Source organism: Gimesia maris, assembly GCF_008298035.1.
In the GTDB taxonomy this organism is placed as follows: Bacteria; Planctomycetota; Planctomycetia; order Planctomycetales; family Planctomycetaceae; genus Gimesia; species Gimesia maris.
In genome coordinates this window covers 1,031,171-1,058,067 of the sequence record NZ_CP042910.1, presented here as the reverse complement: position 1 = coordinate 1,058,067, position 26,897 = coordinate 1,031,171, and the positions used below count along the sequence as shown (strand labels likewise).

The window sequence follows — 26,897 nt, the reverse complement described above, 5'->3', positions numbered from 1 at the left end:
AACAGAAACGGAAACGCTGCGAAAAGAAACTTTCAGATGTTAAGTAGAATCGTGAATAATTCGTCAATCGTACTGACCAGCCGGGCTGCTGACTGAAAGGCTCTCTGGTAAGTCAGCACGTTGATTGTTTCTTCATCAATACTGACGCCGGAAAACTGTTCACGCTGACTCATCAGTGAATCGCGGAAAGTCTGTGCTCCTTCCGCGAGCGCGCCTTCAGACGCAGAAGACTGTGCCAGGTTAGAGACGATTTTTTCGTAGAAATTATCGAGACTGATGCCTCCCAGTGAATCGATGGGTTTTTCAGAGAAAGCCGCCAGTAACACGGCATTGCTGCCATCTGATGGACCTGCCCCCTGACCGGTTGCCAGAAACTGCTGATTCTGACTGACGACGGAATTGACATCGATATCGCTGGAATCGCCGCCGGTAAATAAGGTATTGATGCCAATCGCAGCCAGGGCGCCACTGGTATCATTTGAGAATTTGAATTCGTAATCGGCGTCGGCGCTGATGGACAGTCGGCCGTCTGTAGAAACGCTGGAATTGAGGTTCGCCAAACCATTAATAGTGGAAGCCAGGCTGTCGAGAGTGGTGTCAGAACCAATGCCATCCAGGTCCACATTAACAGTGACGGTATTGGTAATCCCCGTCGATTTATTAGTCACTTTGATCTGAAAACTGCCGTGATTTGCCTGAAACGGTAAGCCGGACAGTTCCGAATTCAGCGTTGCTGTCGAATCCAGAGCGCGGGAAGCGGATGTCACCTGTTGAAAGCCCGCGGTCCCTTCCCCGGAAGCATGGATCTTGTTGAATTCAAAAATGAGATTCGATGCATACGTATCGAGTTGATCAACGAAGCCCCCCAGGATGTCATCACGGCCTTCGATGATCCCTTTGAGTTCGCCCCCGGTTCGTGAAATATTACTCTGCGTCTGGGTAAGCAGGACTTCGTGTACGACGACGCCGCGGTCTGTATCTGTATCTAACTGCAGTTTCTGAGATGTTCCCGCCAGAACCAGGTAGTCGGAACCGGTAAACACATCGATGGCCCCGTCTGAGCGTTCGCGATAGCGGATCGGTATCAGTTCCGACAGTCGATTCAGTGCTTCATAACGTTGAGAACGCAATGCACCGGCATCACTTTGCAGTAACCCCGATGCTTCCAGTTTGGAAATCTTGGGATTCAAATCGACGATTTTATCAATCAGGTCATTGGCCTCTGACACCAGATTTTCCACATTCACCGACTGAACTTCACGCAGTTCGTTGAGGCGTAAACGGAGCGAACTGATATCGGCTGCAAATTTTTCTGCTTCATTGATTACGAATTCCCGATCGGGAATCGAACTGGGCTGATTGACGACATTATTTATCGTCGACAGAAAATTATTCAGCCCGGTGGAGAGATCTCCGTCAGTTAATTCCCGTAATTCGTTTTCCAGCTGTTTAAAGATCGTGTTGCGTTCGTCGATGGAAGAAAAGTCGGTATTCGCGGAATGGATTCGTGTCTCAAGGAACTGATCGATCTGCTGTTGAATTCCGGAGATTTCCACTCCGGTACCGGTAATCAGCGCGCCTTGTCGATAGGGGGCTGACGGATTGAGCACCAACTCTTCGCGAATATAACCCGGCGTACCCGCATTGGAAATATTCTGACCGGCGACCTGGATCCCGGTCCCGAATATTTCCAGCGACTGCTTGGCCATTGATAGGGTAGCGTTTAGTCCCATGACGGTTTTTCCGTAGCAAATGACGTGTTTTCAACACAACGGACCACTGGTATTTCTTCCAGAGAAGAATTAAGCCGATGCGTCAAAAATCACCCCCCCTGTGCTGCTTTCATTTTGACCACGTGAGTAGGTAGGCACTTTCTGGCCGGCATGGGCAATCAGTTCCAGTACCTGTGAGTAATGCTGGTAAGAACGGGTGGACACAATCCACTGGACCCAGGTTTCATGCCGCAGTTTCCTGGAGCGCTGCTGGGCTGCTTCAATTTTCGGGAAGAAGGACTCCGCTTCCGGGACATCCAGTTTCAGCAGCAGATCATGCAGTGAGTCGGCAGGTAGACCCTGCTGACCGGCGGCCTGCAGCAACTGCTGTCGCCTGAGTAGAACAAACTGCAGATTGCGTGTGAGTTCTTCTTCAATGGCACCGCATTCATCAATGAGTTTGACATCGATCTGCCTGAGCGCCTGAGATTTCTTCTGATACAGTTCCAGCAACTGGTTTTGTATGGGTTCCAGATCACGCAGGACCCCTGACAACTGGCTGAGTAACTGCCGATGCTGAGTCGGTGCAGACGCACTTTGTGCTTCATGCATAGGAGCCCCCTTTCTCCCGGTTTACATAATCCGCCCTGTGAGCGGAGATAATCGCCTATCGTTATAATCGGCATAATCGATCCAGGTCTCGCGTCTGTTTTAACGAGAATCTGTATCGCCGACTTAACGTGTTAATTTTTAAGGCGTTATACTTGCAGCTGCATCAATCGAATCCAGCGAATTCGCATTTAACTGTCGCGAAAACGAGGAAAACAGCGCGTCAGAGAAGCTGCCGCCATCCTTTTTCGCCAGGTCTTGTGAGATCTGCTGATCCAGCTGCGACTGAAACATTTCTTCCGCCTGGCCTCCATGAAAATAAGCGGGCTTCCCCTGTGCCGACCGCATTGCCTTAAACATCTGCTGGTAAAATGTTCCCGCGACGAACTCCTGGAACTTTTCTTTCAGTTCCGATGAGTTCTGGCCTGGTTGATTTAATTCAGCAGGTGCGCCGCTCGCATTGGAGAGCAGTGAGGTCTGGTTCAATGACGGTTGAATGGCGGAGAGAGAGGTCATCACTGGTAATCCCTGAAAAGTGATTTTGAAATGGAACCGGCTTCAGCTTTGATCAATGCTCATCATACTCGGCGTGCAGTTTTCCGGAGCGATGCAACTCACGAATGATGCTGATGACATCTTCCGTCGGTACACGCAGCTGGTTTAATGCTTCCACCAGTTGCTGCAGTCGTTGCGTGCTCTGTTGTCCCTGTTCACCCGTAATCGGCACAAAGCCTCCCGGTAGCCCCCCCTCTGCAGGATTTCCGACACCTACAGTTAAATTCTTATGTGAAATCACCACCGGACTGATTTCCACTTCGCCGGTGACAACAACCGTTTGTGATTTTGGATTGACAACCACCCGTGCCTGCTGATGCGGGCGATCAATGCCGACTTCCATCACGGCAGCCACAAATTCGACCGGTGATTCCATATACTGTTTGGGAATCCGGATAAACACCCGCCCCGGCCCCTGGGCAATCGCCAGTTGCCGATTCCCGGCTTCAAAACTGAATTCCGAGTTGATCACGCGTGCCACTTCGCTGGCGGTATGAAAACCGGCATGATGCCGATCGACCAGCAGTGTGATGGAACGTGTTCTGCGATCGATAAACGGCAGATCAAAGTCCCGCTCCATAACCAGGCCGTTGATAATTTTTCCCGTTGCCTGTGAAAGCTCATCTTCGAGGATGATGCCTCCTGAACAGAGACCGGCACCGATCCCGTTTCCGATTTCCGGTGTTGCCACCGGCGCGACCAGCAATCGCCCGCCTCGCAGACTTTTGGCTCCCAGCATGGAACTGACATAGCAATCCAGTTTCTGCCCTTTACGGATTCCGCTGGCAGGAATGGTTGCTTCAATCATGACCAGCGCTACATTGTTGGCAGCAGACAGATCGGCCAGATCGACCACCGGGTTATTCAAATGTTTGAGAGCCGCAGCCAGGCTGCGAATCGTGGGCAGATTTTTTCCGCCATCACCCGTGCCATCCAGGCCGACTACCAGCCCCATGCCGGTCAGTTTGATTTCTTTCATTCCATAGACGCTGCAGATATTTTCCACGCGTGTCCGCGCCTGCAGTTCGGAAACCGAACACGGCAGACAGACGAAGAACATCATCAGGCATACGACCGTTTTGAATCGTCGGGGTGGCATAGGAATATCCCGTCACAGTTCAGCAAAAAGAAAAGGTATTAAAAAGGAAAGAACCAGTCGTACAACACCACCCCCCATGGTCGTTTGGTACTCTGATACACTTTACCTCTCTGGTGTTTGACGATATCCAGATTGGCAATATTTTCACTTAACGCCGTATTATCACGGTTGACATCTTTACTGCGAATTTCACCCGTCAGGCGATATTCCCAGACATCATGATTGGTGCGGATACTTTTACGGGCTTCCAGAATCAGGTTTCCATTAGGACGGATATCGACCACGATGGCAGCGATCCGATACTGGATGCCTTCCCGGTCGGCTAACTGACCGGTACTCTGCAGACGTCCCTGCAGCTGCGTATCAATTTTCGGGCTGTTCAAAGCCGCCGGTGCCAGGTTCCCTGCAGAATCGATCCGCATGAACTCCTTAAGTTCCGCCTTGAGTGTTTCAGTTCGATTCCGGTTGAACCGGGAATCAACGGTCACGCTTGATTTTTCATCAACCATGATCGTAATAATGTCGTGGACCTTCACAACAATCGGTTCCGGTGCGGGCACATAGATCAGCGAATAATCTCTGATCAACGGTGGCTTGGGAGAATTGGTATACAGGTCTCCCTGACCAAAGGTGTTTGCCAGGGAGGATGTCAGCTCGAGTGCTTCGGTCTGAAACCCAAACTCGTTGATCTGTGCTGACGCCAGCCGGGGGACGCGTCGCTCTTTTTTTTCCGCAGGCTCCTGCGCCTGTGTTGCTCCTGCTTGTGTGGAAGTACCCTGGGAGGATCGTATTGCAGTGCTCGAATTAGCCTGCGCGGTTCCCTGCACTGTGGGTTCCTGCGCCGACACAACAGACGAACAAAACAATACGATACTTCCCAGGGAAATCGCCTCCCGTAACACTGCCAGCAGCTTCGTGCGCTGACAGATTCGCTCACTGTTTCGTGTTATATTTTTCATTTTCGAATTCCCCCTCTTCGAATCGCATACCCGCCCGCATTTTGAATGGTTCCGGACTGAGTATTACCGGCTGACGCATCAGAGGATCCCGAAATAAACTGAATCCCGGCGGTCTGCTGGACTTCATTCGCGGGTCGGTAATTCACTTCAGCCTGGTTATAGCCGGTCACGGTTGCCATCAGCCGGTCGCGGCCTTCCAGCGCGATCAAGGTGATCGGATCGCCCATACCACCGGTGCCCTGAGCCCGCATTTCACGACGAACCGAAATACCGCCGCGTCGGGCATAAACCGTCACTATCGCTCCGTCGCGGATGAGGGGCACTTCGATCAGATCCTGACTTCGCATGACATGAGACTGATACACGGTCCGCGTCAGTTCTCTGCCAATCACCAGGCGGGGATCGGTAATGCCGGTCTGATCTTTTTCCGGTCGCATCCAGACCAGATCGTCGGCGCGAACAACGGTTCCTTTGTTTAAAGTGTATTTGGCAGCCAGAATCTCGGGGATTCGTTTCAGCTGGCAGATGATGCGCAATTCGTGAGACTGGCCCTGGGCATCCAGCAGCTTCATACCGATGGCCTGCTCTGTTTCCAGAAGTTGATCCAGTCCAGCGAAGCGAAACAGGTCTGCCCGGTTGTCGAGCACCTGCTGCACGTGATCTCGAGGCAGGCGGACTTTGAGAGAAAACTGTTTTGAATTGGGATAACTGCTTCTGATCCAGTCAGTCAGTGCCTGTTGCACTTTCTGTTCTGCCTGCTGCTGATCCTGCTGCGTGGTGACCGCCTGTTGCTGTGGTTCCTGATGAACTTCCTGCGAACTGACCTGCACCTGACTGCGTCCGGTCAGTTCCAGCTGGCTTAAATCCACACCCAGAGCCTGTAACCGTCCCCGGATCTGTGAGATGGTGATGACCTGTGTCCGCCCCTGGGGAGGCGCCGGCTGCAGGATCATGCCCTGCATACGTGTGACCTGTTCCGGATCGGCGTGCAGCACATCAGCGATATCGCCCAGGCGAACAACAGACGTATTCACCCTGGCGGTTGCTTTCAGGCGCAGAATTTCTGCCTGCAGACTGTCTAAACTGCAGACACAGCAGCAGACCAGCATGGAGAAACTCAAGAACGATTTGATCCAGAAACGAAACATAAAATATCGACTTTGTAAAATTAAAGATCAGCTTTAGAAACGACGCAGGTTGGCAACGGTCTGTAAGGTCTGGTCGGCGGCCTGGACCACCTGACTGTTGAGTTCAAAGTTACGCTGGGTCTTGATCAATTCAACCAGTTCGCGAACGGGTTCCACGTTGGACTGTTCCAGAAATCCCTGTCGCAGCTGGCCGCGGCCTTCTGTACCGGGATCACCAAACTGGGAAGGACCGGAACCGGTTGTTTCCGTATACAGATTGTCTCCCTGACGCACCAGGCCCTGATTATTAATGAAGCGGGCGATCTGAATATTGCCGGCGGTCTGGATCTGGGTTGACCCCTGCTGCTGATAACTGACGACGCCGTCACCGGAGATCGTAATGTTGATCGCATCCTGGGGAATCGAAATCGTGGGCTGAAGCTGGTAACCTTTATCGGCAGACGCCATCACCAGGTTTCCATTGGCATTCAATGAAAAGTTACCGGCGCGGGTGTAAAGGTCCTGGGTCCCGTCATTGACGCGAAAAAAACCATCGCCAACGATTGCCAGATCATAGGTTCCATTGGAAGGCAGAATCGAACCCTGTTCAAAATCCCCTTCGGTACTCTGAACCCGGGTACCAATACCCAATGCAATTCCGGTCGGTGTAATATTTCCCTGATTATCCTGCACGCCTGGCAGCTTGAAATTTTCATAGAAAATATCTTCAAAGTTGGCGCGACTCTGCTTGTACGCAGTGGTGCTGGAGTTCGCCAGGTTGTTGGCAATGATATCGAGATTAAAGCTGTTTGCAGCCATTCCCGTTGCACTCGAATACAGGGCTCTTACTGCCATGGATTGTCTCCTTACTCCCTTAACCTGTCTTCTGAAAACAGGTCACCTTTCAAAAATTGTCTGCTTAACGTCGCGGCATACTTTGCAGTAAACGCCCGAGCGATTCATCCTGTAACTTAATCATATTGATATTGGATTCGAACATCCGGGACGAGGTCACCAGTTCCATCATTTCTTCTACGGAATTCGTACCGGAAGCTTCCAGAAAGCCCTGTGCAATATTCGCCGGTCCTTCCAGCGGATTCACACGTCCCTCTGTTGTGTACAAGTTCTTCCCGATCTTGACGAGTTCATCCAGAGCCCCTGGCATCACGACAGCCAGTTGTCCCAGTTTCCCCATCGGTTGATCATCGGCATCTAAGGGAGTGACCACGCCATCAGGGGTAATCGCGACATGGGATGCTTCAATCGGGACTTTGATTTCTCTACCATCGGTCGTGAGAATCGGCATGCCATGATCGGCCGTGACCAGGCGACGATCTCCGTCAATAGAAAGGGAGCCGTTGCGTGTCAGAAATGATTCTTGCGCGTTGCCAACCTGAAAGAAGCCCTGTCCTTTTAAAGCCAGATCGAACTCACTGTTGGTAGTGATCAGCGAACCGGGTTCAAAGTCAGTGGTAATCGATTCCAGTGAAATGCCACCAGAGTGATTTTCCAGATCGCCGGGCAATGGATTGAGCGCCCCCTCATGCTGATCATGGGGAGGATTCACGCGAAAGATGGGCACATCACGTTTAAATGATGTGGTATTCGCGTTCGCCATATTGTTTGAAAGCACATCAAGCCGCACCGAATTTGCTTCGGCACCTTGCGCTGAGAGGTACATGCCGTAAATCATCTGGATACCTGACTTGAACCGCTGTGGTTCCGGTAATGAAAACCGTTCCACAGCGAGAACAAAGAGTTTCGATAGACACTTCCCCCCAAATATCTATCGGATCCCTACAACAGGTATCTTTAATGTAATCGGAAAATATATTCCAATTTATCCAGCCTCCCAGGCAAAACCAGTAAAAGTCCCTGTCGCACGCCGGACGCCTGCCAGATCCTCCGACCTGGTGTAGACATCGATCCAGCAATTGAATGGCTTTTCTTCTGGAAACAGCACAAGAAACGTGAAACAGGAATACTCCTGTTTAGTGGCGGGGTAGCAGAATAGTCTTTTGAAGCGTTCAGACATGACCTGAACAGAAATCTGATCACAGATCAGCCTGCCTGACAGCCCATTAACCAGTCTGGTCGTTTACAGACCACAACCTTGCGCGGGAATACATTCAACCTCAAACTGTTGTACCAGCTTTCGAATCTCAGCTCTATTCACTGAAACATCATCAGGTGCCTCAACACCCAGTCGAACTCGATTACCCTTAACTGACAGTACTTTAATGGAGATATTATTGTTAATAATGATCTCTTCATCCTTGCGTCTTGTGAGCACTAACATCAGTGGACTCCTTTCTTATGGGATACATTCCTTTGATTAATCCAACAGGCCCTACAAACTCACGATAGTGTCAAGTACATCCTCACTTCTTGAATATTATACGCAGCAAACCTGGTTCCGGTTTGAAATAAAATCGAAATAATTAAAAAATTTATCATAACCCCTAAAGTTTTCGGTAAGAACCTGCCTTACCTCCCAAACAACATATTTTACCAGGGTTAACATTTATGTTTCACACAGGCAGGATTAGACACTTTTGAAGCAAAAAAGTGATGCACTTTGCAACAGTGTGGTAAAGTTGATATAGCAGTCTTGTCCATCCAGCTTTTATTTTGCGTTTGACGAAATCCCGTGAGTCTGGTCGATAAGGTAAACATTCATTGATTTATCAGGTCGTTTTTCTGGTCTATCATCAATCAGGAAGGAAGATTTTAACCCATGTCTGCCATTCGAAAACTGTTTCTTAGCGTCACAGTCCTGACCTGCCTGATTCCAGTGAGCAGAGGGAATGCGCAGAACGCTGGAGTTCCTGCTGCCAATCCACTGCCGGAAATCATTCCTGAATCGGCTGAAAAGAAAAAAGTTCCTCCTCTGGATGAAGTCATGCAGATCATTGAGGAATATTTTACGGATCGCAAAGGCTACAAATCAGGAGATCTGTTGACGCGCGGTCAGATCAAACCCCTGTTCCGGGAACTGCAACAGGCTGGCTGGACCGTTAAAGCGGAGAAGGAGATCCTCAAACGGCTGCACGCCGACACCGATTTTCTGGCCGCCCAACTCAGCACGCCTAAAGGGATTATTTTCATGCGGCGTATTTCCCAGATGCCGGGGGGTTATGATCGTCTCGACCACATACTGGTCATGCCTTATGGGAAGCGACGTATCCGGGAATTTATCAATTCACCCGGCGGATACACGATGATCGAATATATGACGACAACCAAGGGGGGCAAGAATCTGGGGAATTACCTTTCCAAAACCAGAACCGGAAAGGGATTCAACCAGCCTACTCCCTATATTTATACCCAGACGGAATTAACGACTGTCCTTAAACAGGCTTATGAAAAAGAAAACGCGAAATCAAAGCGGCGCCGTTAGACCAGATCACGAGTTCCAGGCTCGGTGCTTTTGAAGTCGCGTTCGATTCGATTTACTGCCCGGCAGTTCAGCCTTCCAGGCTCACACCAAAAAATGCAGCGCTCTCGGTAATATCCTGTTTGCATGATTCAATCATGGCCTCTACCTGATCTTCATCCAGATCGAAGTACGTTTGCAGAATTTCTTCTGCTTCCAGATACTCATCGGAACTGCGATTCCACACAGAACCCGCCAGCAGACTGCCCGTGCGGATTGCCATTCCCAGCGGATCACCATGCTGTCCGTCCCCATGATGCTGTTCGATCGCGGTCACCATTTCGGTAGGCAGTGCCCAGTGATCCAGCAGTCGGGACCCAAGCAAAGCGTGATCAAATCCGAAATACCGCTGTTCCCCTTTCACAAGTTGTTCTCCATGGGGATAGCTTTCATAAATCAGACTGTATTGTTCTCGTTCCACCTGTGAGAAGACCAGAATCCCGACATCCGCCAGGAGACCGGCTGTATAGGCTTCATCATTCTTCAGGCATTTATGATGATTTGCCAGATGAGACGAAATGGAAGCAATTGTCAGGGCCCGCTGCCAGTAATCGACAAAAATCCGTCCTTTGCTGCGTTTGGTCAGTGATTCCACCATGGAAAAACTGACCGTCAACATGCGGATCGCATCTTTTCCCAGGTAGGAAACCGCGTGTTTGATACTGGTGATCTGTCGGGAAACGCCATACTTGGATGAGTTCACGACCTGCAGGATTTTCGCTGCCAGTCCGGGATCATGCTCGATACATCGAACAATGTCATCGATGCGGCTTTCCGGATCTCGAGTCAGTTGCAGAATCTGTTGTGCAACTTTCGGGGCCGAGTGTAAACGATCTAAACGTTGAACAAATCGATCTGCCAGATCAACAGGGTCTGCACAATTATCAACTAACATGACCATCCTTCTTTTTGTAGTTTTCTGCGTTGCAATTTAGCCCGTTTGGGGATTCTCTTCTCTCGAAATCTATCTTTGAGAGAACGCAGACACGGTCAATAATTGAGATCCGAAAACCAGTTTATTGATTCTCAGAGTCGACTGTTCCAGAAATAACGATCGGAACTGTTATAGTACCAGTTGGATCTTGATTCTGAGAATGGTTTTCCCTCCTCAGAACATTCCCTGTTTAGCCTTAAGTCAACAGCTTGAGTCCCGATTCATGGATCTCATAGGGAACCAGCGATTCATCGACGGCACTGCCACGATGTTTGGCGACATGCAGTGCCCGGCTCATCCGGTTCCCCTCCCTGATTTTGCCCATCAGTATGATGGTATTCGCATTGGAAAGGACATCCCCGCTCTCAATCGGTCGTTGAATGAGATCATCCAGCATCACTTCATGCGTTGTCAGCAGCAGCAGACACCCGATCTGCTGAAAGTCATAACGATGCTGTTCAATCTGAGCCTGGTGACTGCGAAACTGTGCCCGGAACAGATCCCGGGCGACCCAGTCGTATTCTTTACGGAGGATCTGGTGGTAGACATATTCAAACGCATGAAACTGAAACGAATCGCTGGGACGATCGGTCGGCTCGATGCCATCGATCACTGCCCGCCGGACGCCGTGCACAAAGTTGGAATAAAAAAAGGCAATCGCTGCATCCAGTTTCTTGACGAATTCCAGTTTCCACTCTTTCCATTCATCCAGTTCCATATCGCGGCGTGTCACCCGGCGGCCACTCTGGCGAAACAGATGCTGGTAATCGGTTCGTGTCTCTGCATCCCAGATCTGATCCAGGTCAAAAGGCGCATCGACCAGCTGTTCGCGCAGCTTCCATTGAAAGAGTCGCTCGGCGTAATCACTGTGACTCTGCGAATCCCCGCGGGTGGCCATATCAAACAGCACCCCGGTCTGCCCTTCCTGCTGCAGGCCGGCCTCTGCGAACTGCAGTCCCAGCTGCGTTTTGCCGATCCCGGTAGCGCCCAGAACGACGGTCAGTTTGCCTGGCAGCAACCCGCCTGAGAGCAGTTCATCGAGTTCCGGAATTCCCGTTTTTTGTCGCAAGTCAGCCATGATGAATCTTCATTTCGCAGAGAGAACCTCCGCGCCCTTGTGGTTTTTGGTTTGTGCCAGCCGGTGAGTTGACCGGAGCTCAGACGGTAATATAGCGGTCGCGGGCCGCCACATTCCAGTGGTCGACCACTTTCCCGTCACTCACCACTGTTACGGATTTATGCAGAGCCGACGTCGGACAGACATGCCGGGGAATTGCCAGCAGTTCATCGCCGGGCTGAAAATCAGCAGCACGCTCACTGAGAACGACCAGGTGTTCTTCATTTTGCAGCACCGGTTTGGCATCGGGCAGATCGGGGAACCGGCAGCGATTTTCCATCGCAGGGTCAGAGGCAATCGCTTTATAACCCAGGTCAAAGGTGATGCGTTCCGCATCCGGGCGGCTGATCACACGCGTCAACACCAGCGCTGCGGGTGTAAATTTCAGATCGGGAAACAGCTCTCCGTAACCGACATCGTGCAGCACGCAGGTTCCCGGACAGACTTCAATATCCGGATCATCAATACCAGCGAAGATGGGGAACGAACCGGTCGCACCTGCGACAATCCGCGGGACTGGGAGTCCTTCCGTGACCAGTTGATCGCGCAGGCGACTCACGTTATTCCAGACTTCTTTGACCGCGATCTCCCGTTCATTGATATCTACCTGATGATTCTGCCCATCGTAGGCATGCAGACCCGCGGCGATTAAACCGGGCGTGTTCGCGATCATCTGGTACAGCTCGACAGCGTTTTCCCCCGGTGGTAGACCGGTGCGATTCTGTCCGGTATTCAGATCGAGCAGGACTTCAATTTCGAGCCCTGCAGCGGACATCGCTTCGCCCAGCAGTTCAATCGGGCCGGGATGATCGGCGGTCACCTGCAGCGAGACATCGGGCCAGCGTTTGCGGAATTCTACGGCACGGGCGATATTGGGGCCGACCAGGTTATAGGCCAGGCAGATATCTTTGACCCCCGTATCCGCCAGCATTTCGGCTTCGGCAAATGTCGCCGCCTTATGCTTCAGGATTCCCAGCGAAAGTTCCAGCTGGATGATCTCACGCATTTTATGTGTTTTACAATGCGGGCGCAGTCGGGAAGGGTCACCGATCAGCTCAATCATTTTTCTTAAGTTGTCCTCAAGCAGATCCTTGAAGATAATCATTCCCGGAGAAATGATCTGACTTGTATCGTCTATCTGATAGCATGCATCCATGAGCAGACCTGATCGCAGTTTTTAAAAATTAAATACCCTGAAAGAAGACATTTTCCGCCGTCTTTTCCAGGATCCATTCTTTATCCATCTCAGACAGGAAGGGCAGTCCATTCTTGACCAGACCGATGGATGCCTGATACGAATGATCGCCTTGAACCTGGTAAGGACAGTCGGTCGCCCACATCAGACGATTCGCGCCGAAGGCCTGATATACTTTCTGAATCAGCGGCAGCAGGTCGTGGTATGGCATCTTTTTTTTGCCCAATGCGTAAAAGGCGGAGACTTTGACATACACATTCGGATGTTTCGCCATCTTGCAGAGCATATCAACTTCTTTGGGATCGATTTCACCCGTAACGCCGATGCGGGCCAGGTGGTCGATGACGACCGTCGTATCACGATGCTTCTGGCACATTTTATCCAGGGCAGGCAGACCGACGGCATCCATCAGGCAGCACATGGCCATGCCTTCTTTGGCACCGGTGGTCCACATTTCTTCCATGCATTCTCCGTCCAGCCACTCATCAACTTTTTTCGACTGAGGACGAATACGAAAACCACGGACCCCTTTTTTCTTCAGGGCCAGCATTTCCGGCGTGGGGTTCTTTCCATTCTGGTCGATGACAGCCACACCCGAAAACATGCCCGGGTATTTCGCCATGCTGTCCAGCATGTAACTGTTATCAAAGCCATAGAACGACATCTGAATCAGCACAACCCGATTCACGCCAACCGGCATCATTTCAGCTTGCAGTTCTTCCGCCGTAAAGCTGGGTGGCACCATATCAGAAACCTGATAGCCCGGCGCCAGTGGATATTTTTTGACATCCGGAGTCCAGACGTGCGAGTGTGCGTCAATATATTCCATTGCATAATCCTCTGATAAAAAGGTCAGCGGGAAAAACAGCCAGAATCAGGCATCGGCTTTGGTGGTGTAAAAGTATTTGTGCACAAGTTCCTCCGGCGGGGGAGCCGTCATTTTGGTGACAACAAAACCGGAGATGAATGAGACAAACAGGCCGATAATGATCGGGTCAAAATCGAATAACTGGTAGGGTTTGAAAAAGCTGCCATTCACAAAGTAACCGGTGACATACATCGCCAGGTGCACGGAAAACCCGCCCAGCATGGCACCCATGGCGCCTGCCGCATTGACGCGTCTCCAGTATAAGCCATAAACAATCGTCGCCAGGAAACTGGCTGCCAGGCCACTGCCCACATACACAATAATATCCTGCAGGAACTGCGGTGGATTGATGGCGACAACCATCGCAGCGGTACCGACAACAAAGGTCGCCAGGTAACTTAACATCTTGATGGTTTTCTCACTGGCTTCGGGATTGATATTCCGCTGATAGACGTCGCGCACCCAGGCCGAGGAAATCAGCAGCAGGAAGCTGTCGACTGTCGACATCACGGCGGCAAATGGCGCAGCGACCAGCAGACCTGCCAGCCAGCCCATGCCGATATGTTCGGTCAGATAAACGGCCATTGCCGGCATGATCCGGTCCGAATCCCCCTCCATTCCCGGCAGCAATACGCGAGCACAACAGAAGATCACGACCAGCGGAAAATAAATCAGTGTGTAATAAATGGCGACCGTACAAATGGAACGCTGCAGCGTTTTTGTATCGCGAAAAGCCATCAGACGCACCATATTAGCGGGCTGACCGGTCCCGGAAATCGCCCACATGAAGAAGAACGAAATCGCCAGACTTAAAGGCAAAAACCCACTGTCACTACCGGGACTGGGCCCCGGCCCGACCACATAGGTGCCCTGCTGGCTGCCTTCTTCTCCGTACGCATACGATTTGAGATCGATATTGGAAACACTGACATCATCGAGAAATTTTTCACTTTCGCGACGTGCCAGGATCCGCTCAATATCATCCAGTGTGGTCAACTGCAGCACTTTGACTTCATTTACGGTAGTCTCACCCTTGGCTATTTCGTTCTCCACAGTAACACGGAATAACAAAGGCGTTTTATTATCGTCGATCGGGGTATCGGTAATCCAGGTTCCCGATTCAATCCGCATCGTTTCCGGCGCGGGTTCTGCGAGCGTTAATGTAATCCCCCCCTTGTCCGGATCCGAGATCCGGGGCGGCGTCATTTTCGCCATCAGTTTCGTGGTATTCTCCAGACCACCGGACTGTGAGATGGCTAAAGGCAGCATGATGATCACGCCAATGACCATCACGATTCCCTGCATCACATCGGTCCAGACAACCGCATGAAATCCGCCGTAAGTAGTATAGAGAATGACGGCAACACCGAAGACCAGCAGACACAGCAGGTATTCAGGGCTTTCCGATTCTGAAATATATGGGATACCGGCGACTGCCTGGGCCAGTCCGTCGGCAGTACTTTCAAAGATGGAAACCCCATCCAGCAGCGTCTGCAAAATCAGGCTGCCTGCTTTGAACTGGGCCACCAGGTTAAATGACATGAAAAACACGATCAGCGAAACCGCCATCAGACCTAATATCGGACTGTGAAAGCGGTCGCGCACCACATCGGGAACCGTGATCGAACCGGAACGGCGTGCTACCTGGTTCAGCCGCTTTCCAATCAGGCCCATCGTACAGATGGGAACCACCATGTAACTGCCGATCCAGAGTGCCAGAATCCAGCCATGCGAATAAATTTTGGAAGGAAATCCGGTAAAACTGCCGCCGGAACTACTGGTAGCGGCAAAGGTCAACGCAAATGCCCAGACCCCCAGGCCACGACTTCCCAGAAAGTACTCGCTGAGAAAGCTTTTGCTTTTAAGCAGGCGATTGGACAACGCGGCGATGACAAAAACCGCTGCCGTATAGATTAAAAATGAGACGAGTGCGGCATTCGTGCTGGACTCAGCAAACAGTGTCGACAGACTCACATTCGTTGTGGATAGAAAACTCAAGACTCATTCCCCCCGGTCGTTGCTTCATCTTCTGCATGCATCTCTGCAATTTCTTCTGCGAGATCTTCACCTTCGTGAGCTACTCCGAGGTCGTCTTCTTTCATATAGAACAGGCAGAACCAGACGGTGAACAGGTCAGCGACCAGCCAGGGGAAAGCAATCCCCCAGAACACCCAGCTGGGAATGCCCATCGTGGTTTCAATGGCTTCCGGATCGAGGCCGGACTGAAACCCGTTAATGTAACAGTAAGGGACGGACCACAATAATGCGACCACCCATAATCCCAGAATGATCCAGGCTTCACGTTTTGAGTTTAAAAAGACAGGGTCAACCTGCATTGACTCTGTGTCGTTCGATGGTGCGGTACTCATGCACGGCCCTCACTTCTAAACGAATTTCTCTAAGTTGAGCGTTAAGCGACCGATTGTACTCTCGATCATGACGAGACACAAAGGACCTCTACCCGAATGCAGAAATTTTATTAGAACTGAATTCACCGTGACACAAACGTGAACAGACTGTTATACTGTCCCGTAGATAAAACCGGTCAGTTTCACCTGTAAAACCAGCCGCGTTTTTCGTGCAACCAGAAATTCTCTTCGGGAGTGAGTTGATATGAATCTGCGTCTGTTATTTCCAGTTATCGCCTCTACCTTGTTACTGATCTGCTGCACGGGCTGTGGTTCTTCTGATGCGCCACAGCAACCGGTCGAAGAGGTCACGGTTGACTTGGGTGGCGGCGGTGTCGACCTGGGAGCCGGGGAACCACTGGAAATGGAAGACAGTACTACCGCTCCTACCGGCGCAAAGAAAAAGCCCGTTCGTCGCTTCGAACCAATTACGCTGGGCAGCAACTCGTCAAAAACAGGATCGAAAAAAGATATTCCCGATGAACAGAAATTTGACAGCGTACTCGAAGCCTTGAAACCGCTACAGATCATGCTAGGTAACTGGGGTGGGATTACCTTTAAAAAAACCGACGGTTTCAGTTCAGTGGAAACACTGGACTGGGTCTGGGACCTGCAGACCAATCCGCAGCAACCGGCGCTCGTCATGCAGGCAGACAAAAGCCGCTACTATGAAAATGCCCGTCTGACTTATCTGACTGACAAACAGATGTACCAGCTGATGATTACCAACAAAGACGGAGACAAGCGGATTTACGAAGGCGACTTCTCGGTTCCTGTTGCCAAAGTCGAGGGTGATGCCGATCCCAACATCCTGCAGACGACCTACAAACTCAGCCTGTCTCTCGTCGACCCGCCGAACGAACGAAAGCATGCCCAGATCACCTTGAATCAGCAAAACAACGATCGCTACCTGTTTGAAATCTATGATCTCCGCGGCGACAGTGTTGCCCGCGTCGATACGATCACCACGCGGCGCAAGGGAACCTCGTTCGCGAAAAGTGATTCCGATTACGGTGACAAAACCTGCGTGATATCAGGCGGCCTGGGAACGTCACAGGTGAATTACCAGGGAAAATCGTTCTGGGTCTGCTGCAGTGGTTGTCGCAAAGCATTTGACGCTGATCCGGAAAAATGGATCGCCAAACACGAAGCCAATAAGAAAAAAGCGATGAACCAGTAGTCCTGCTTTCGCTGCTGCATCTGATGACGCGCATGTCTTCAAAGTCCCCTCTGGATTGGTGCGCCACGTTTCCCGCTTGAATACTGAGCCGTTGCAGAGCTATCACGACTGCGCCGATTTTTGGTTTCCCTGCGCCGATTGAAGCCCGATCTACAAATCTGGACAGGTCACACCTGGCCACAATTGTTAAGATTGCGTTGGTGGTCCGTGAAGATCCCATTGATTTCCCATATCGCCTCTCTGGGTCCATATCAAATAATTTGAATCTCTCTACAGTCCGGTAACGCTCGTTTTTCACAGGACGTCCAGTCCCATTCTCGCCTCCGGATCCCTGCCCTTTTTTTGCTGCTCATCGAAATCAGAAATATTTCAAATTAGCCTGAGAATTTTCTCCAGCCTGCAGGGAAATATCATGCAGACCCGACAGTCCGCAGACACGTTTTCTGAACCCGAATTCTTTTACCACGAAACCTCACATGGATCGTTCTGACATATTTACGACGCCGAATCGCAGCACATTCGATTCGAAATCAGAGAAAGAGACGGACTCTGTACCGCTCCAGAAGACCGTGCAGGACGAACGGTTTATGCGACTGTACGCCAACTCGTATTCGCGAATATTCCGGTTTATTCTCACCCTGATCCCCTGTCGTAACGATGCCGATGAAATCATGCAGGAGACCAGCCTGGTCCTGTGGCGGAAGTTTGATGAATATCAGTCGGAAGGAAACTTTACCCGCTGGGCCTGTGGCATTGCCCGCTTCGAAGTCCTGCGACTGATGGAACGTAAAAAGCGCTTCGCCGCCCTGTTTGATGAACAACTCCTGAATCAGATCGCTTCCACCCGCGCCCGCTGTGAAGAACTGCTCGAAATCAGAAGAGAATTTCTCGCGCAATGTAAACGCCAGTTACCAGAGAAAGATCTCTACCTGCTGCAGCTGATTTACGAATCGGAGCATGGTGCCAAAACCGCTTCCAGCATTATGGATCAGCCTTTGAGCACGATCTATCGACACCTGGATCGCATCCGCAATACGCTGTTTCGCTGCATTGAACGAAAGATGAATGCGGAGGATGCAGAATGAAGTCTCTCCAGCGTAAACAGCGGGCACTCATTAAACTGATTTACGAAGTACAGAATGAAACCGCGAGCAGCGCCCAGCTGAAAGAACTTTCCGAACGACTGCGCGGCGATGTGGAAGCACAGAAGCTGTATGTTTTTCTGATGGACATGCACGCCGAGCTGATTCTCGAAGAAGAGTTCCTCATCCCGGAACAGTGGGACCTGTTTTCCACTCAGGCAGAGCCGGCAGTCACTGCCAGAAAACTGCCTCGCGCACGAAAGTCCCTCTCACATTATCTGCTGCTGACAGTCTGTTATGTGCTTCCCTTTACGGTGCTGGCATATTTCACCTGGTATGCCGTCCAGCCCGTACCACACACGCAGGTGGCAGTCCTCGGAGAAATGGATCATGCGATTTTCACCCAGGGAGCAGAGCAGTTGACGCCAGAGACAGATCTGTTTACCGGTCATACTTATCAACTGCAACAGGGAATCGTCCGGTTGCTGATGAATTCCGGCGTCGAAGTTGTCCTCGAAAGTCCGACGGCGTTTGAACTGCTCCACCAGAACAGTATTCGACTCTACTCAGGATCCCTGGCAGCGGAAGTCAATACTGCGGCGGTCGGCTTCGTCGTGGAAACCCCTTCACAACGTGTGGTTGACCTGGGAACCCGGTTCGGCGTACACGTGGAACAGGATGGTTCTTCAGAAACACACGTCTTTCAGGGCAAAGTGGTCTGCTCCGAAAAACAGAATCAACAGACAAAAGGGAACACCCATTTACTGACAGCCGGCCAGGCGATTCAGTTGAAAGGGGATGGCAGTCCTGCTGTCTCTCTCGAAACCGATGAAAGTCGCTTCTCACGCGCACTGCGTTTTCAGGCACAGATTGAAACCCTGGAAGGAGCGATCGAATACCGACAGGAACTACCTGTCCGACTGGGGGCCGGGGATTGCTGCAGCAGCCAGCACCTCGTTCTGTTTCAGGAACAGAAAAACCTGATTCTGCAGGAAGATGTCACCGTCTGGAAAATCCCTACTGGGGATAAAGCAGCAGACTCGCTGGAACAGAGGCAAACCATCCCTGAAGGTACGAAAGTGAACGTCTTTCTGCTGCATCTGGACGGACCACACAAGGATGCCGCAGGGAAAGATCATCCCAGGGTCGCCGTGAATGGCACGATTCATTTCCGGAACCCGGTTCTGGGAGGGCTCAAAACTGACCCGGATTTATATGACACCGACCAGAGTTTAGGTCGTCCTGATACTGAATACGACAACCAGGAATTCGGTCGCAGCGGACGCGGCATTGACCGTGGTGACAAAACCGAACTCTCTTCTTCCGGAAAACAACTGCACGTGGCCTGGAGCCAGCGTGGCGGAGGAGGAATTGGACGAGATCAGATTCGCATTCTGGTCTCGACGGAAGAGTGAAGAGAGTCCCTTTTAAATATTAACTGAAAATCGTTCCGGCTCCTGTAACCCGGAAAACAACTAACCCTGTATTTATCCCAAGTGAGATGAAAAATGAAACTCCCATCCCGTAATCGATCAAACCGCGGTTTCACATTGATTGAATTACTCGTCGTGATCGCCATCATTGCGATTCTGATTGCCCTGCTCCTGCCTGCGGTCCAGCAGGCACGAGAAGCAGCCCGCCGATCCGAATGCAAAAACAATCTGAAACAGATGGGTCTGGCCATCCACAATTACCACGACACCTACCGCATCCTGCCTCCCGGCTTTAACGTGGACCTGGTCGTCGCAAACACCTCAACCGGAAACGGCGGGCTCGGCTGGAGCGGTTCGATTCTGCCCGGACTGGACCAGGCCAACCTGTATAACACGATCGACTTCAATGCAGACTGGGGTACCGGGGCGAATGAAGACGCCTGTGCGACTTACCTCAGCGTCTATCGCTGTCCCTCTGACACGACCGTCAGTCATCGTAACCACGACGGCATCGATGCCCGCGTCCCCACATCTTATCTCGCCTGTTTTTCAGGTACCCGCAGTTCGGACAGCGAAGCCAATGTGACCGACGCTGACGGCATCTTCTTTCTGAACAGTTCCATCCGCATGCGTGACCTCACCGATGGTTCGTCCAACACAATTGGTGTCGGGGAATGTGTCAATAACTTTGATGAATTCAAAGACCACTTTTACATCGGTTCCACTTCCATCGGCGGCTGGGATGGTGCGCCTCGCGAATATTCCGAATACCTGGCCAGCACCGATGTCGCCATGAACACGACCAACGAAGTCGCATTCGGCAGCATGCATGTCGGCGGCGCCCAGTTTCTGATGATGGATGGTTCGGTCCGCTTCCTCAGCGAAAATATGAACCGTACGATTTATTCGTACCTGGGCAGTCGTGCGGACGGCGAAGTCATCGGCGACTTCTAAACGTTTCAATAAAATCATACTCCCGAGTTCACTGCAGGAGGGCTGGCGACAGTCGACCTGCATGTGATTCTTACTTCCAAAACCCAAAAGGCAAATTACGACAATGAACGTTTCAACATTAATTGACCGAGGAAATACAAACAAATTTCAATCGGGTATGGCATCACTGCTCTTCCTGGTTTTGATATTGCAGATGAGCAGCGGCTGTTCGTCTTCGCAGGATCTGGCAGCCAGTCAACCCGCTGCACAGGTGGAACAGGCAGTCTCTCAGCTCAACGAGAGTGGTGCCGAAATCGTACTTGATGAGGCAGGAGAAGTGGTCGCCGTCAAGTTGCCACAGAAAACCAACCCCGAGATCATTGCCACCCTGGCCGGCTTAAGTAAACTCAAACGAGTGGACGCATCAGAAACGGAGTTACAGGAGACAGCGTTCGACGACTTGAAGTCTGCGAATCCGAATGTAAAAATTGAATTCCCCCTGTAAGATTCATTGTTTCCCTCTGGCCGACTCAGCGATAATATTAAAACACCTCGTTATTCTTAGAAACGAATGTCCCATGAAACTTGCCGTGATTCTGAACACCATGCTTATGACTGCCGCTTCAGTACTCCCCCTGTCTGCAGAGGAACTGCCTCCCGCTGAAGAGGGCACCTTCAGCATCGCCGTCATCCCTGATACGCAACATTACCAGGGCCAGGGAACCAAACGAAAGTCACAGGCCGAAGATCCGACATCAAATCCGGTTTTCGCAGCGATTACCAATTGCATTGTCGATGAACTGGATCGACAGAAGATTGTCTTCGTCAGTCATGTGGGAGATATCGTTGATATTAACAACGACGAACAGTGGAAAGTCGCTCAACAGTGCATGGATAAGCTGCACGGCAAAGTTCCTTATGGAATCAGTGTCGGCAATCATGACATGGTGGGTAAGACCGGAAATTCTTCACTGTTTCAGAAGTACTTTCCCAAATCGCGGTTTACCGAACTTGACTGGTATGGCGGCTGTTTTGAACCTGCCAGTGGAAAACCGGAAGTCTCAGGTAACAATGCCAACAGCTTTCAACTTTTCTCCGCGGAAGGCATGGACTTCATCATTGTGCATCTGGAATGCAATGCCCCCGATAATGTCTTAGCCTGGGCCGATCAGGTGCTGGAACAGCATGCGGATCGCAGAGCGATTATCACGACTCACATGGATCTCGGACCTCTGGAACATCCCAAAGAGCCACGCGACTATTTCGATGCCCCCAAAGGCCGCATGGTCTGGAAAAAATGTCATGGCACAAATGGCAATACTTCGCAGCAGATGTGGGATAAATGTTTCAGCCAGCACAAAAACCTGTTCCTGATCTGCTGTGGCGACCAGAGCCGCACACAGGCATTACATCAGACAGTCAAAGGAAAACACGGCAACACCGTGCACGAACTGCTGTCAGATTACGGTGCAGAAGGATTCCGCCTGATGCGGTTTATCCCCGCTCAAAACAAAATTGAAGTCCGCACCTGGAATCCGGTAAAGAAACAGCTGTGTGAAAAAACGAAAATCGTGCCAGCACGCAACCAGCATCAGTTCACACTTGACTACCAGATGGCGAAATAAATCGGCGTCAATCATGTCCGGCTTTTCATTTCTCTTTCACAGACAAGGGAAATGATCACGCCGGCACAGCGGGCCGCGGGAACGTCGACCCGTATGCCGACGCACGCCAGTTTCAATCTGCTTCAGGTCCGTTCTACCCGCAAAAACACCTCTGCCGCCTGCCTTGCAAATTCCGCTTTTGGCACGGAATCGATAGCTGACATTTCCACATTGACGGCGATCCTCCGGAATCATTCGAGACCGAAACCCTCTCCTGGATTGAATATAAGAGCAGGCTTCCTCTTTCTTCTAAATTCAGATCTCAGCATTCCGCCGTAGAATCTGCTACCAAAATGCTCGGCATATGTATATAATTAAGAACATTTCTCAACGAGTTCTCACTACAGGGTGTTATGCCTAAGCCGCCAGACATAGAGACATTCCTTAATCTTTTGCGGGAGAGCCACCTGCTCTCGGTGGACGAGGTCCGCACGGTCATTGATCGGTATGAACTCGAGAACGCGGCTTCTCCGAAAGAAGCCGCCCAGCGCCTGGTGACCGCGAAAGTTTTGACGCGCTACCAGGGGGAACGTCTGCTGTCAGGTCGTACACGCGGATTTTTTATCGACCGCTATAAAATCCTTGAAGTACTCGGCTTTGGTGGCATGGGCAGCCTGTACCTGGCAGAGGATAAAGAAACGAAAGATCCGGTTGCCTTAAAGGTGCTGAATGAGAAATGCCGCAATGATGCCGGCATGATGACGCGCCTCAAACTGGAAGCGATTGCCGGTGCGCGACTGGAACATCCGCATGTCGTACGTACGATCAGTTATGAAGAAGCGGGGGCCGTCTGTTACATCGCGATGGAATTCGTCAAAGGCATCAGCCTGCTCGAACTGGTCCTGCTCAAACAGAAATCACTGCCGACGCCTCAAGTCTGTGATGTCATTTCCCAGGCGGCCCGCGGGCTGGCAGTCGCTCATCGGGGGGGAATCATTCATCGCGATCTCAAACCCGAAAACCTGATTATCGATTCAGAAGGGTACGTCAAAGTGCTCGACTTCGGTCTGGCGCTGCTCAAGGATCATCCCGAAGCCGAGTTCTCGCTGGCAATGATCTTTGGCCATGGCTGCGTGGGGACACCGGAATATATTGCCCCGGAACAGTCAAAAGATGGTCAGTCAGCCGATGCCCGCACGGACATCTACAGCCTGGGATGCACGATGTATTTCCTGCTGACCGGCAAACTCCCCTTCCCCACCGGGACCGCGGCACAGAAAATCCAGGCGCATCGCGAACAGACGCCGAAATCGATTGCTGAAATCGCTCCTAAAGTTCCCGCTGAAGTTGTCGCCATCGTCGAAAAAATGATGGCCAAGCAACCCGATGATCGCTTTCAGACAATGAAAGAGGTGTCTGCGGCCCTCGAACCGTTCGCGAAACGCACGCCCATCGAATTTCGCTTCAACAAAATCGTCTCACAGCGCGTGCAGCAGGCCAAAGCCCGCAGCGCCATTGCCCAGTCAAGTATTGTCAAACCACAACTTTCCTCGCGTATCGCGACAGCCAGCCACGTCGCGGAAATGGCAAAGAAAAAATCAGATGGCATCGAACGTTTGACGCGAGGAGAATCGGACATTTCCAAGAGCGGCATCCTGCGACATTCGGTTCCAACCGAATCCACAGACGTCATGGCGGAAAAAGCCAGCAGCGCCCTGACCGGTGTCCTGCAGCCCATCGATCTGATTGACCTGGATAACAAACAGCGGTTTCCCATCACAAAAGAACGGGTTGTGCTGGGTCGCAACGCCGGCTGCGATATCCGGCTGGACCGGCCGGGCATCTCAGGCGAACACTGCGCCTTCCATTATGAAAATACCGGCTGGATCGTGACGGACCTCAAAAGCAAAAACGGCACAGAGGTCGAAGGAAAACGCGTTCAGGAACAGATCCTCTTCCCCGGCAACACGCTCTCCCTGGCAGCGACGTACCACTTTCGCGTCGCGTCCCCCAATCAGTACGTCAAGAAGTCAAAAAGCAAACCCATGCTCATCGCCGCCTCCGTCCTGGCCGGCATCTGCCTGATCGCCGGCATCGGTTACTGGCTGCTGTCGTAGTAAATTTATGAGAAATGGGTGAGCCCGAATAAAATTCGGGCCGAGCGCAGCGAGCAGGAGGTCGCAGCTCACTCTCGCGAATGCTTTAGATAAATCCGAGTCAGAAATTTCATTCAAATCAGGTCAAGCCTGTCTTTATTTCTGATCGCGTTTTTCCAGCGTGCCTTCAATATGTTTCGCGACCTGCTGCCCCAGCATGTTGTAGCCTTTACCGTTGAAATGCACGTCTTTGGGATTTTGTGTCTCTGACAGATGCGGCAGGATGAAGGCATACAGGTCATCGATTTCCACGCCATTGTCTTTCATCACTTTAGCGGCAATCGCGTTCTTTTCTTCCAGCTTCGTTTTCATTTCCGGTCCCTCTTTCCAGTCAGCGGGGATCGGTGTGCTGCTGGCCCAGACGACGGTCGCGCCCGTTTTCTTCAGACGTTTTACAATTTCGTCCAGCCGCTGTTCATATTCGGCAGCCGGGGTGCGACGGTCGTGAATGCCGAAGTTGAAGTGAATCACATCCCACTTGCCGTCCCCCAGCCAGACATCCAGTTTCTTCAGACCGGTCGCCGTGGGACCACAGTTGGCCGGCGCGCGATGCACGTTGGCTTTGCCTTTCAATGCTTTGCGGGCGGCTTGTGTGTAGCCTCGCGAAACGGAATCCCCAATCAACAGTACGCGCGGCAGGTTCGGATCGTCGGCGACATAATCCCAGGCAGTGACGACGCCTTGCACCTTCTGTTTTTTATAGATGGGGAGATAGAAGCCACCCAGGTTTTCTTCCAGGACGGTTTCCCACGCCTGTTGTTCGGGGGAAAGTGTTGCTTTCCATTCTGCAAACTTTTTATTGATGGCCGCTGCCTGCTCGGCTTTTTTCGCAGCCGCTTCCGCAGCGTTGGTCGGTTCGGTTTTCTTGTCATTCGCAGCCAGGGGAGTTACGATGAAAACTGTCATCAGACAGACGAAATAACAGCAGCGTGTGAAAAGAACAGGTCGGCGCATTTGAGGTTTCCCGGAATCTGGTATCATTTTCTGGTAAGAACGTTCAGAATTCAGGATACCGCAGGTCCCCGCCGGAGACAATCGCAGGCCGCAGATTCTTTACCGATGACGATTCCACCCGTAAATCTCAACGACAGATAACAGATAAAGGACACAGCCGTGCCAGACAATTTTCGCTCGCAACTCAAACAAGGCAAACTGCTGATCTCCCCGTTGGTCAGCCTCTCCAACCCGGAGGTCGCCGAGATCTTCTCCGAAGTGGGATACGACTGGCTGTTCCTTGATGCGGAACACAGCACTTTATCCACAGCAGATCTGCAGGCAATTATCGGTCGCGTCGGGAATCGGCTGCCCAGTCTGGTGAGACTGCAGGCCCCTGAAGAGGTCTCGGTCAAGAAAGCGCTCGACATCGGAGCCGCCGGGATTATCGCACCGCAGGTGAATTCCGCAGAACAGGCGGCGAACATCGTGTCCTGGTCCCGCTATTCTCCCGAGGGAACCCGCGGCGTCGGTCTGGGCCGCGCCCACGGATACGGATTTGCGTTTGACGATTACCTGGCGAGAGCGAATGCAGAGACCACAGTCGTCGTTCAGGCCGAACACATTGACGCGGTCAATGCGATCGAAGACATCGCTCAAGTCCCCGGCGTCGATGCCGTTTTGATCGGCCCGTATGATCTCTCTGCCAGCCTGAAACGCATCGGCGAAATCGATCACCCCGAAGTCACCGGCGCAATCGACCATGTCACGGAAGTCTGCAAGAAAAACAACATTCCGCTTGGCATTTTCGGCGTGACCGTCGACGCCGTCAAACCCTACATCGAAAAAGGCTTCACCCTGATCACCGTCGGCGTCGACACCGTGATGCTGGGCCACGCCGCCCGCAAAATGCTGGGACAGTTAAAGTAAAATAGAACGTCCTCTTAATAATTTTCAGGAATGAATCAGATGCTTTCAAAATGTGCAGATTTATCCTTTTGTCGCTAAATATTCTTACCTTTCTCTAGTTCAGAGGTAACAATTCAAATGGAGGTAAAGATGAATCTGACTCAGGCACAATCTGAAGCCGTTTCCCGCGGTGAAATAGTTTCCATCAAAGTCGGCGAACTGGACTGCATCCTGATCCGCGAAGATCTGTTCGAGAAACTTCAGAAGATTCGCGACACAGAGGAATCCTATTCGGCAGTAATCGAAGCGCTGGATGATGAAAACCCTGATCAGTATCTAGAATATCTCAATGAGAAGTAATCTCGTTATAATCGGGTCTTCGCCGTCCCTCTGTGATTAACTGCTCCAATATTTATACCATCCGCCAACAGCATATCGCCAAAGTGATTGGATCTCTTTCCGCTACAACCATGGAGCAAATTGACCATTGTCTGAGAACTGCTTTAGAGTTGTAGAGCACAGACTTCTTCAGTAAAGCAGCAGGAATTTAATGAAGCTCTTTTTTTCGTTGATCCTTCCGCAGGAAGACGAACAGATATTGAAGGTGATCCTCAACGCGATAAAGCAGCCCTGAAAGTGTGGTACCTG

General features: G+C 51.4%; 26 protein-coding genes and 1 pseudogene. 11 read left to right on the top strand and 16 right to left on the bottom strand.

Features of this window, described 5'->3' with window-relative positions:
* Positions 1 to 32: 32 nt before the first annotated feature.
* The 9 genes from flgK to csrA form a co-directional block, all read right to left on the bottom strand.
* Positions 33 to 1,733: a flagellar hook-associated protein FlgK gene (gene flgK / locus GmarT_RS03980; protein ID WP_149302437.1), complete on the bottom strand. Its 1,701-nt coding sequence runs from the start codon at positions 1,731 to 1,733 to the stop codon at positions 33 to 35.
* 69 nt (positions 1,734 to 1,802) lie between these two features.
* Positions 1,803 to 2,324 carry a hypothetical protein gene (locus GmarT_RS03975; RefSeq protein ID WP_002644215.1) on the bottom strand — a complete coding sequence of 174 codons (522 nt, stop codon included), beginning with the start codon at positions 2,322 to 2,324 and terminating at the stop codon, positions 1,803 to 1,805.
* A 138-nt stretch (positions 2,325 to 2,462) separates the two neighbouring features.
* Complete coding sequence (locus GmarT_RS03970; protein WP_002644216.1) at positions 2,463 to 2,837, bottom strand: rod-binding protein; 375 nt, start codon at positions 2,835 to 2,837, stop codon at positions 2,463 to 2,465.
* A 52-nt stretch (positions 2,838 to 2,889) separates the two neighbouring features.
* A complete protein-coding gene (locus GmarT_RS03965) occupies positions 2,890 to 3,975 on the bottom strand; it encodes a flagellar basal body P-ring protein FlgI (protein ID WP_002644217.1) in 1,086 nt (361 codons plus the stop codon).
* A 38-nt stretch (positions 3,976 to 4,013) separates the two neighbouring features.
* Positions 4,014 to 4,934, bottom strand: a complete 921-nt coding sequence (locus tag GmarT_RS03960; protein ID WP_002644218.1) for a flagellar basal body L-ring protein FlgH — start codon at positions 4,932 to 4,934, stop codon at positions 4,014 to 4,016.
* Positions 4,931 to 6,055 (bottom strand): flagellar basal body P-ring formation chaperone FlgA, encoded by a 1,125-nt coding sequence (gene flgA / locus GmarT_RS03955; protein WP_187782337.1) that lies wholly within the window; start codon positions 6,053 to 6,055, stop codon positions 4,931 to 4,933. The genes GmarT_RS03960 and flgA overlap by 4 nt, the downstream gene beginning before the upstream one ends.
* Positions 6,056 to 6,115: 60 nt before the next feature.
* On the bottom strand, positions 6,116 to 6,916 hold the full coding sequence (flgG, locus tag GmarT_RS03950; RefSeq protein ID WP_002644220.1) for a flagellar basal-body rod protein FlgG: 801 nt from the start codon (positions 6,914 to 6,916) through the stop codon (positions 6,116 to 6,118).
* Between the two features lie 64 nt (positions 6,917 to 6,980).
* Entirely contained in the window at positions 6,981 to 7,754 is a 774-nt protein-coding gene (locus GmarT_RS03945) for a flagellar hook-basal body protein (RefSeq protein WP_044236337.1), read from the bottom strand.
* Between the two features lie 405 nt (positions 7,755 to 8,159).
* Complete coding sequence (gene csrA / locus GmarT_RS03940) at positions 8,160 to 8,360, bottom strand: carbon storage regulator CsrA (protein WP_002644223.1); 201 nt, start codon at positions 8,358 to 8,360, stop codon at positions 8,160 to 8,162.
* A 438-nt stretch (positions 8,361 to 8,798) separates the two neighbouring features.
* On the opposite strand from csrA, the gene GmarT_RS03935 reads away from it, so the two are divergent.
* Positions 8,799 to 9,461 carry a hypothetical protein gene (locus GmarT_RS03935; protein ID WP_002644224.1) on the top strand — a complete coding sequence of 221 codons (663 nt, stop codon included), beginning with the start codon at positions 8,799 to 8,801 and terminating at the stop codon, positions 9,459 to 9,461.
* Positions 9,462 to 9,528: 67 nt separating this feature from the next.
* Here GmarT_RS03935 and GmarT_RS03930 read toward each other — a convergent pair whose 3' ends face one another.
* From GmarT_RS03930 to GmarT_RS03905, 6 genes are all read right to left on the bottom strand, one after another.
* Positions 9,529 to 10,392 carry an HDOD domain-containing protein gene (locus tag GmarT_RS03930; protein WP_157158899.1) on the bottom strand — a complete coding sequence of 288 codons (864 nt, stop codon included), beginning with the start codon at positions 10,390 to 10,392 and terminating at the stop codon, positions 9,529 to 9,531.
* Between the two features lie 235 nt (positions 10,393 to 10,627).
* On the bottom strand, positions 10,628 to 11,509 hold the full coding sequence (locus tag GmarT_RS03925) for an RAD55 family ATPase (protein ID WP_002644226.1): 882 nt from the start codon (positions 11,507 to 11,509) through the stop codon (positions 10,628 to 10,630).
* Positions 11,510 to 11,588: 79 nt separating this feature from the next.
* Complete coding sequence (locus GmarT_RS03920; RefSeq protein ID WP_002644227.1) at positions 11,589 to 12,704, bottom strand: D-TA family PLP-dependent enzyme; 1,116 nt, start codon at positions 12,702 to 12,704, stop codon at positions 11,589 to 11,591.
* Positions 12,705 to 12,732: 28 nt separating this feature from the next.
* Entirely contained in the window at positions 12,733 to 13,572 is an 840-nt protein-coding gene (locus GmarT_RS03915) for an amidohydrolase family protein (RefSeq protein ID WP_002644228.1), read from the bottom strand.
* Positions 13,573 to 13,617: 45 nt separating this feature from the next.
* Entirely contained in the window at positions 13,618 to 15,609 is a 1,992-nt protein-coding gene (locus GmarT_RS03910; RefSeq protein WP_002644229.1) for a sodium:solute symporter family transporter, read from the bottom strand.
* Complete coding sequence (locus tag GmarT_RS03905) at positions 15,606 to 15,980, bottom strand: hypothetical protein (protein WP_002644230.1); 375 nt, start codon at positions 15,978 to 15,980, stop codon at positions 15,606 to 15,608. The genes GmarT_RS03910 and GmarT_RS03905 overlap by 4 nt, the downstream gene beginning before the upstream one ends.
* Before the next feature lie 244 nt (positions 15,981 to 16,224).
* Here GmarT_RS03905 and GmarT_RS03900 point away from each other — a divergent pair, with 244 nt between their 5' ends.
* The 7 genes from GmarT_RS03900 (at position 16,225) to GmarT_RS03870 (ending at position 24,368) form a co-directional block, all read left to right on the top strand.
* Positions 16,225 to 17,199 (top strand): hypothetical protein, encoded by a 975-nt coding sequence (locus GmarT_RS03900; RefSeq protein WP_002644231.1) that lies wholly within the window; start codon positions 16,225 to 16,227, stop codon positions 17,197 to 17,199.
* Positions 17,200 to 17,675: 476 nt separating this feature from the next.
* Complete coding sequence (locus GmarT_RS03895) at positions 17,676 to 18,284, top strand: sigma-70 family RNA polymerase sigma factor (RefSeq protein ID WP_002644233.1); 609 nt, start codon at positions 17,676 to 17,678, stop codon at positions 18,282 to 18,284.
* Positions 18,281 to 19,696, top strand: a complete 1,416-nt coding sequence (locus GmarT_RS03890) for a FecR domain-containing protein (protein WP_002644234.1) — start codon at positions 18,281 to 18,283, stop codon at positions 19,694 to 19,696. The genes GmarT_RS03895 and GmarT_RS03890 overlap by 4 nt, the downstream gene beginning before the upstream one ends.
* Before the next feature lie 93 nt (positions 19,697 to 19,789).
* On the top strand, positions 19,790 to 20,668 hold the full coding sequence (locus tag GmarT_RS03885; RefSeq protein ID WP_002644235.1) for a DUF1559 domain-containing protein: 879 nt from the start codon (positions 19,790 to 19,792) through the stop codon (positions 20,666 to 20,668).
* Between the two features lie 103 nt (positions 20,669 to 20,771).
* A complete protein-coding gene (locus tag GmarT_RS03880) occupies positions 20,772 to 21,152 on the top strand; it encodes a hypothetical protein (protein WP_002644236.1) in 381 nt (126 codons plus the stop codon).
* Between the two features lie 73 nt (positions 21,153 to 21,225).
* Positions 21,226 to 22,272 (top strand): metallophosphoesterase family protein, encoded by a 1,047-nt coding sequence (locus tag GmarT_RS03875; protein ID WP_002644237.1) that lies wholly within the window; start codon positions 21,226 to 21,228, stop codon positions 22,270 to 22,272.
* Positions 22,273 to 22,664: 392 nt separating this feature from the next.
* The gene (locus GmarT_RS03870) at positions 22,665 to 24,368 is read left to right on the top strand and encodes an FHA domain-containing serine/threonine-protein kinase (RefSeq protein WP_081459382.1); all 1,704 of its coding nucleotides are present in this window, start codon (positions 22,665 to 22,667) and stop codon (positions 24,366 to 24,368) included.
* A gap of 135 nt (positions 24,369 to 24,503) precedes the next feature.
* Here the strand turns inward: GmarT_RS03870 and GmarT_RS03865 are convergent, their stop codons facing one another.
* A complete protein-coding gene (locus tag GmarT_RS03865; RefSeq protein ID WP_149302436.1) occupies positions 24,504 to 25,361 on the bottom strand; it encodes an SGNH/GDSL hydrolase family protein in 858 nt (285 codons plus the stop codon).
* Positions 25,362 to 25,520: 159 nt separating this feature from the next.
* Between GmarT_RS03865 and GmarT_RS03860 the strand changes: the two genes are divergently transcribed.
* From GmarT_RS03860 to GmarT_RS30315, 3 genes and pseudogenes are all read left to right on the top strand, one after another.
* Positions 25,521 to 26,270 (top strand): HpcH/HpaI aldolase family protein, encoded by a 750-nt coding sequence (locus tag GmarT_RS03860; RefSeq protein WP_002644240.1) that lies wholly within the window; start codon positions 25,521 to 25,523, stop codon positions 26,268 to 26,270.
* Between the two features lie 129 nt (positions 26,271 to 26,399).
* Entirely contained in the window at positions 26,400 to 26,609 is a 210-nt protein-coding gene (locus GmarT_RS03855; RefSeq protein WP_044236340.1) for a hypothetical protein, read from the top strand.
* A 26-nt stretch (positions 26,610 to 26,635) separates the two neighbouring features.
* Positions 26,636 to 26,764 (top strand): annotated as a pseudogene (locus tag GmarT_RS30315) (type II toxin-antitoxin system PemK/MazF family toxin); the annotation flags it as partial.
* Positions 26,765 to 26,897: the final 133 nt, after the last annotated feature.

Bases quoted from the DNA above. Each gene is read 5' to 3' on its own strand.
- flgK (WP_149302437.1), bottom strand. From the start codon at position 1,733: ATGGGACTAAACGCTACCCTATCAATGGCCAAGCAGTCGCTGGAAATA.
- GmarT_RS03975 (WP_002644215.1), bottom strand. From the start codon at position 2,324: ATGCATGAAGCACAAAGTGCGTCTGCACCGACTCAGCATCGGCAGTTA.
- GmarT_RS03970 (WP_002644216.1), bottom strand. From the start codon at position 2,837: ATGACCTCTCTCTCCGCCATTCAACCGTCATTGAACCAGACCTCACTG.
- GmarT_RS03965 (WP_002644217.1), bottom strand. From the start codon at position 3,975: ATGCCACCCCGACGATTCAAAACGGTCGTATGCCTGATGATGTTCTTC.
- GmarT_RS03960 (WP_002644218.1), bottom strand. From the start codon at position 4,934: ATGAAAAATATAACACGAAACAGTGAGCGAATCTGTCAGCGCACGAAG.
- flgG (WP_002644220.1), bottom strand. From the start codon at position 6,916: ATGGCAGTAAGAGCCCTGTATTCGAGTGCAACGGGAATGGCTGCAAAC.
- GmarT_RS03945 (WP_044236337.1), bottom strand. From the start codon at position 7,754: ATGATTTACGGCATGTACCTCTCAGCGCAAGGTGCCGAAGCAAATTCG.
- csrA (WP_002644223.1), bottom strand. From the start codon at position 8,360: ATGTTAGTGCTCACAAGACGCAAGGATGAAGAGATCATTATTAACAAT.
- GmarT_RS03935 (WP_002644224.1), top strand. From the start codon at position 8,799: ATGTCTGCCATTCGAAAACTGTTTCTTAGCGTCACAGTCCTGACCTGC.
- GmarT_RS03930 (WP_157158899.1), bottom strand. From the start codon at position 10,392: ATGTTAGTTGATAATTGTGCAGACCCTGTTGATCTGGCAGATCGATTT.
- GmarT_RS03925 (WP_002644226.1), bottom strand. From the start codon at position 11,509: ATGGCTGACTTGCGACAAAAAACGGGAATTCCGGAACTCGATGAACTG.
- GmarT_RS03920 (WP_002644227.1), bottom strand. From the start codon at position 12,704: ATGGATGCATGCTATCAGATAGACGATACAAGTCAGATCATTTCTCCG.
- GmarT_RS03915 (WP_002644228.1), bottom strand. From the start codon at position 13,572: ATGGAATATATTGACGCACACTCGCACGTCTGGACTCCGGATGTCAAA.
- GmarT_RS03905 (WP_002644230.1), bottom strand. From the start codon at position 15,980: ATGAGTACCGCACCATCGAACGACACAGAGTCAATGCAGGTTGACCCT.
- GmarT_RS03900 (WP_002644231.1), top strand. From the start codon at position 16,225: ATGAATCTGCGTCTGTTATTTCCAGTTATCGCCTCTACCTTGTTACTG.
- GmarT_RS03895 (WP_002644233.1), top strand. From the start codon at position 17,676: ATGGATCGTTCTGACATATTTACGACGCCGAATCGCAGCACATTCGAT.
- GmarT_RS03890 (WP_002644234.1), top strand. From the start codon at position 18,281: ATGAAGTCTCTCCAGCGTAAACAGCGGGCACTCATTAAACTGATTTAC.
- GmarT_RS03885 (WP_002644235.1), top strand. From the start codon at position 19,790: ATGAAACTCCCATCCCGTAATCGATCAAACCGCGGTTTCACATTGATT.
- GmarT_RS03880 (WP_002644236.1), top strand. From the start codon at position 20,772: ATGAACGTTTCAACATTAATTGACCGAGGAAATACAAACAAATTTCAA.
- GmarT_RS03875 (WP_002644237.1), top strand. From the start codon at position 21,226: ATGAAACTTGCCGTGATTCTGAACACCATGCTTATGACTGCCGCTTCA.
- GmarT_RS03870 (WP_081459382.1), top strand. From the start codon at position 22,665: ATGCCTAAGCCGCCAGACATAGAGACATTCCTTAATCTTTTGCGGGAG.
- GmarT_RS03865 (WP_149302436.1), bottom strand. From the start codon at position 25,361: ATGCGCCGACCTGTTCTTTTCACACGCTGCTGTTATTTCGTCTGTCTG.
- GmarT_RS03855 (WP_044236340.1), top strand. From the start codon at position 26,400: ATGAATCTGACTCAGGCACAATCTGAAGCCGTTTCCCGCGGTGAAATA.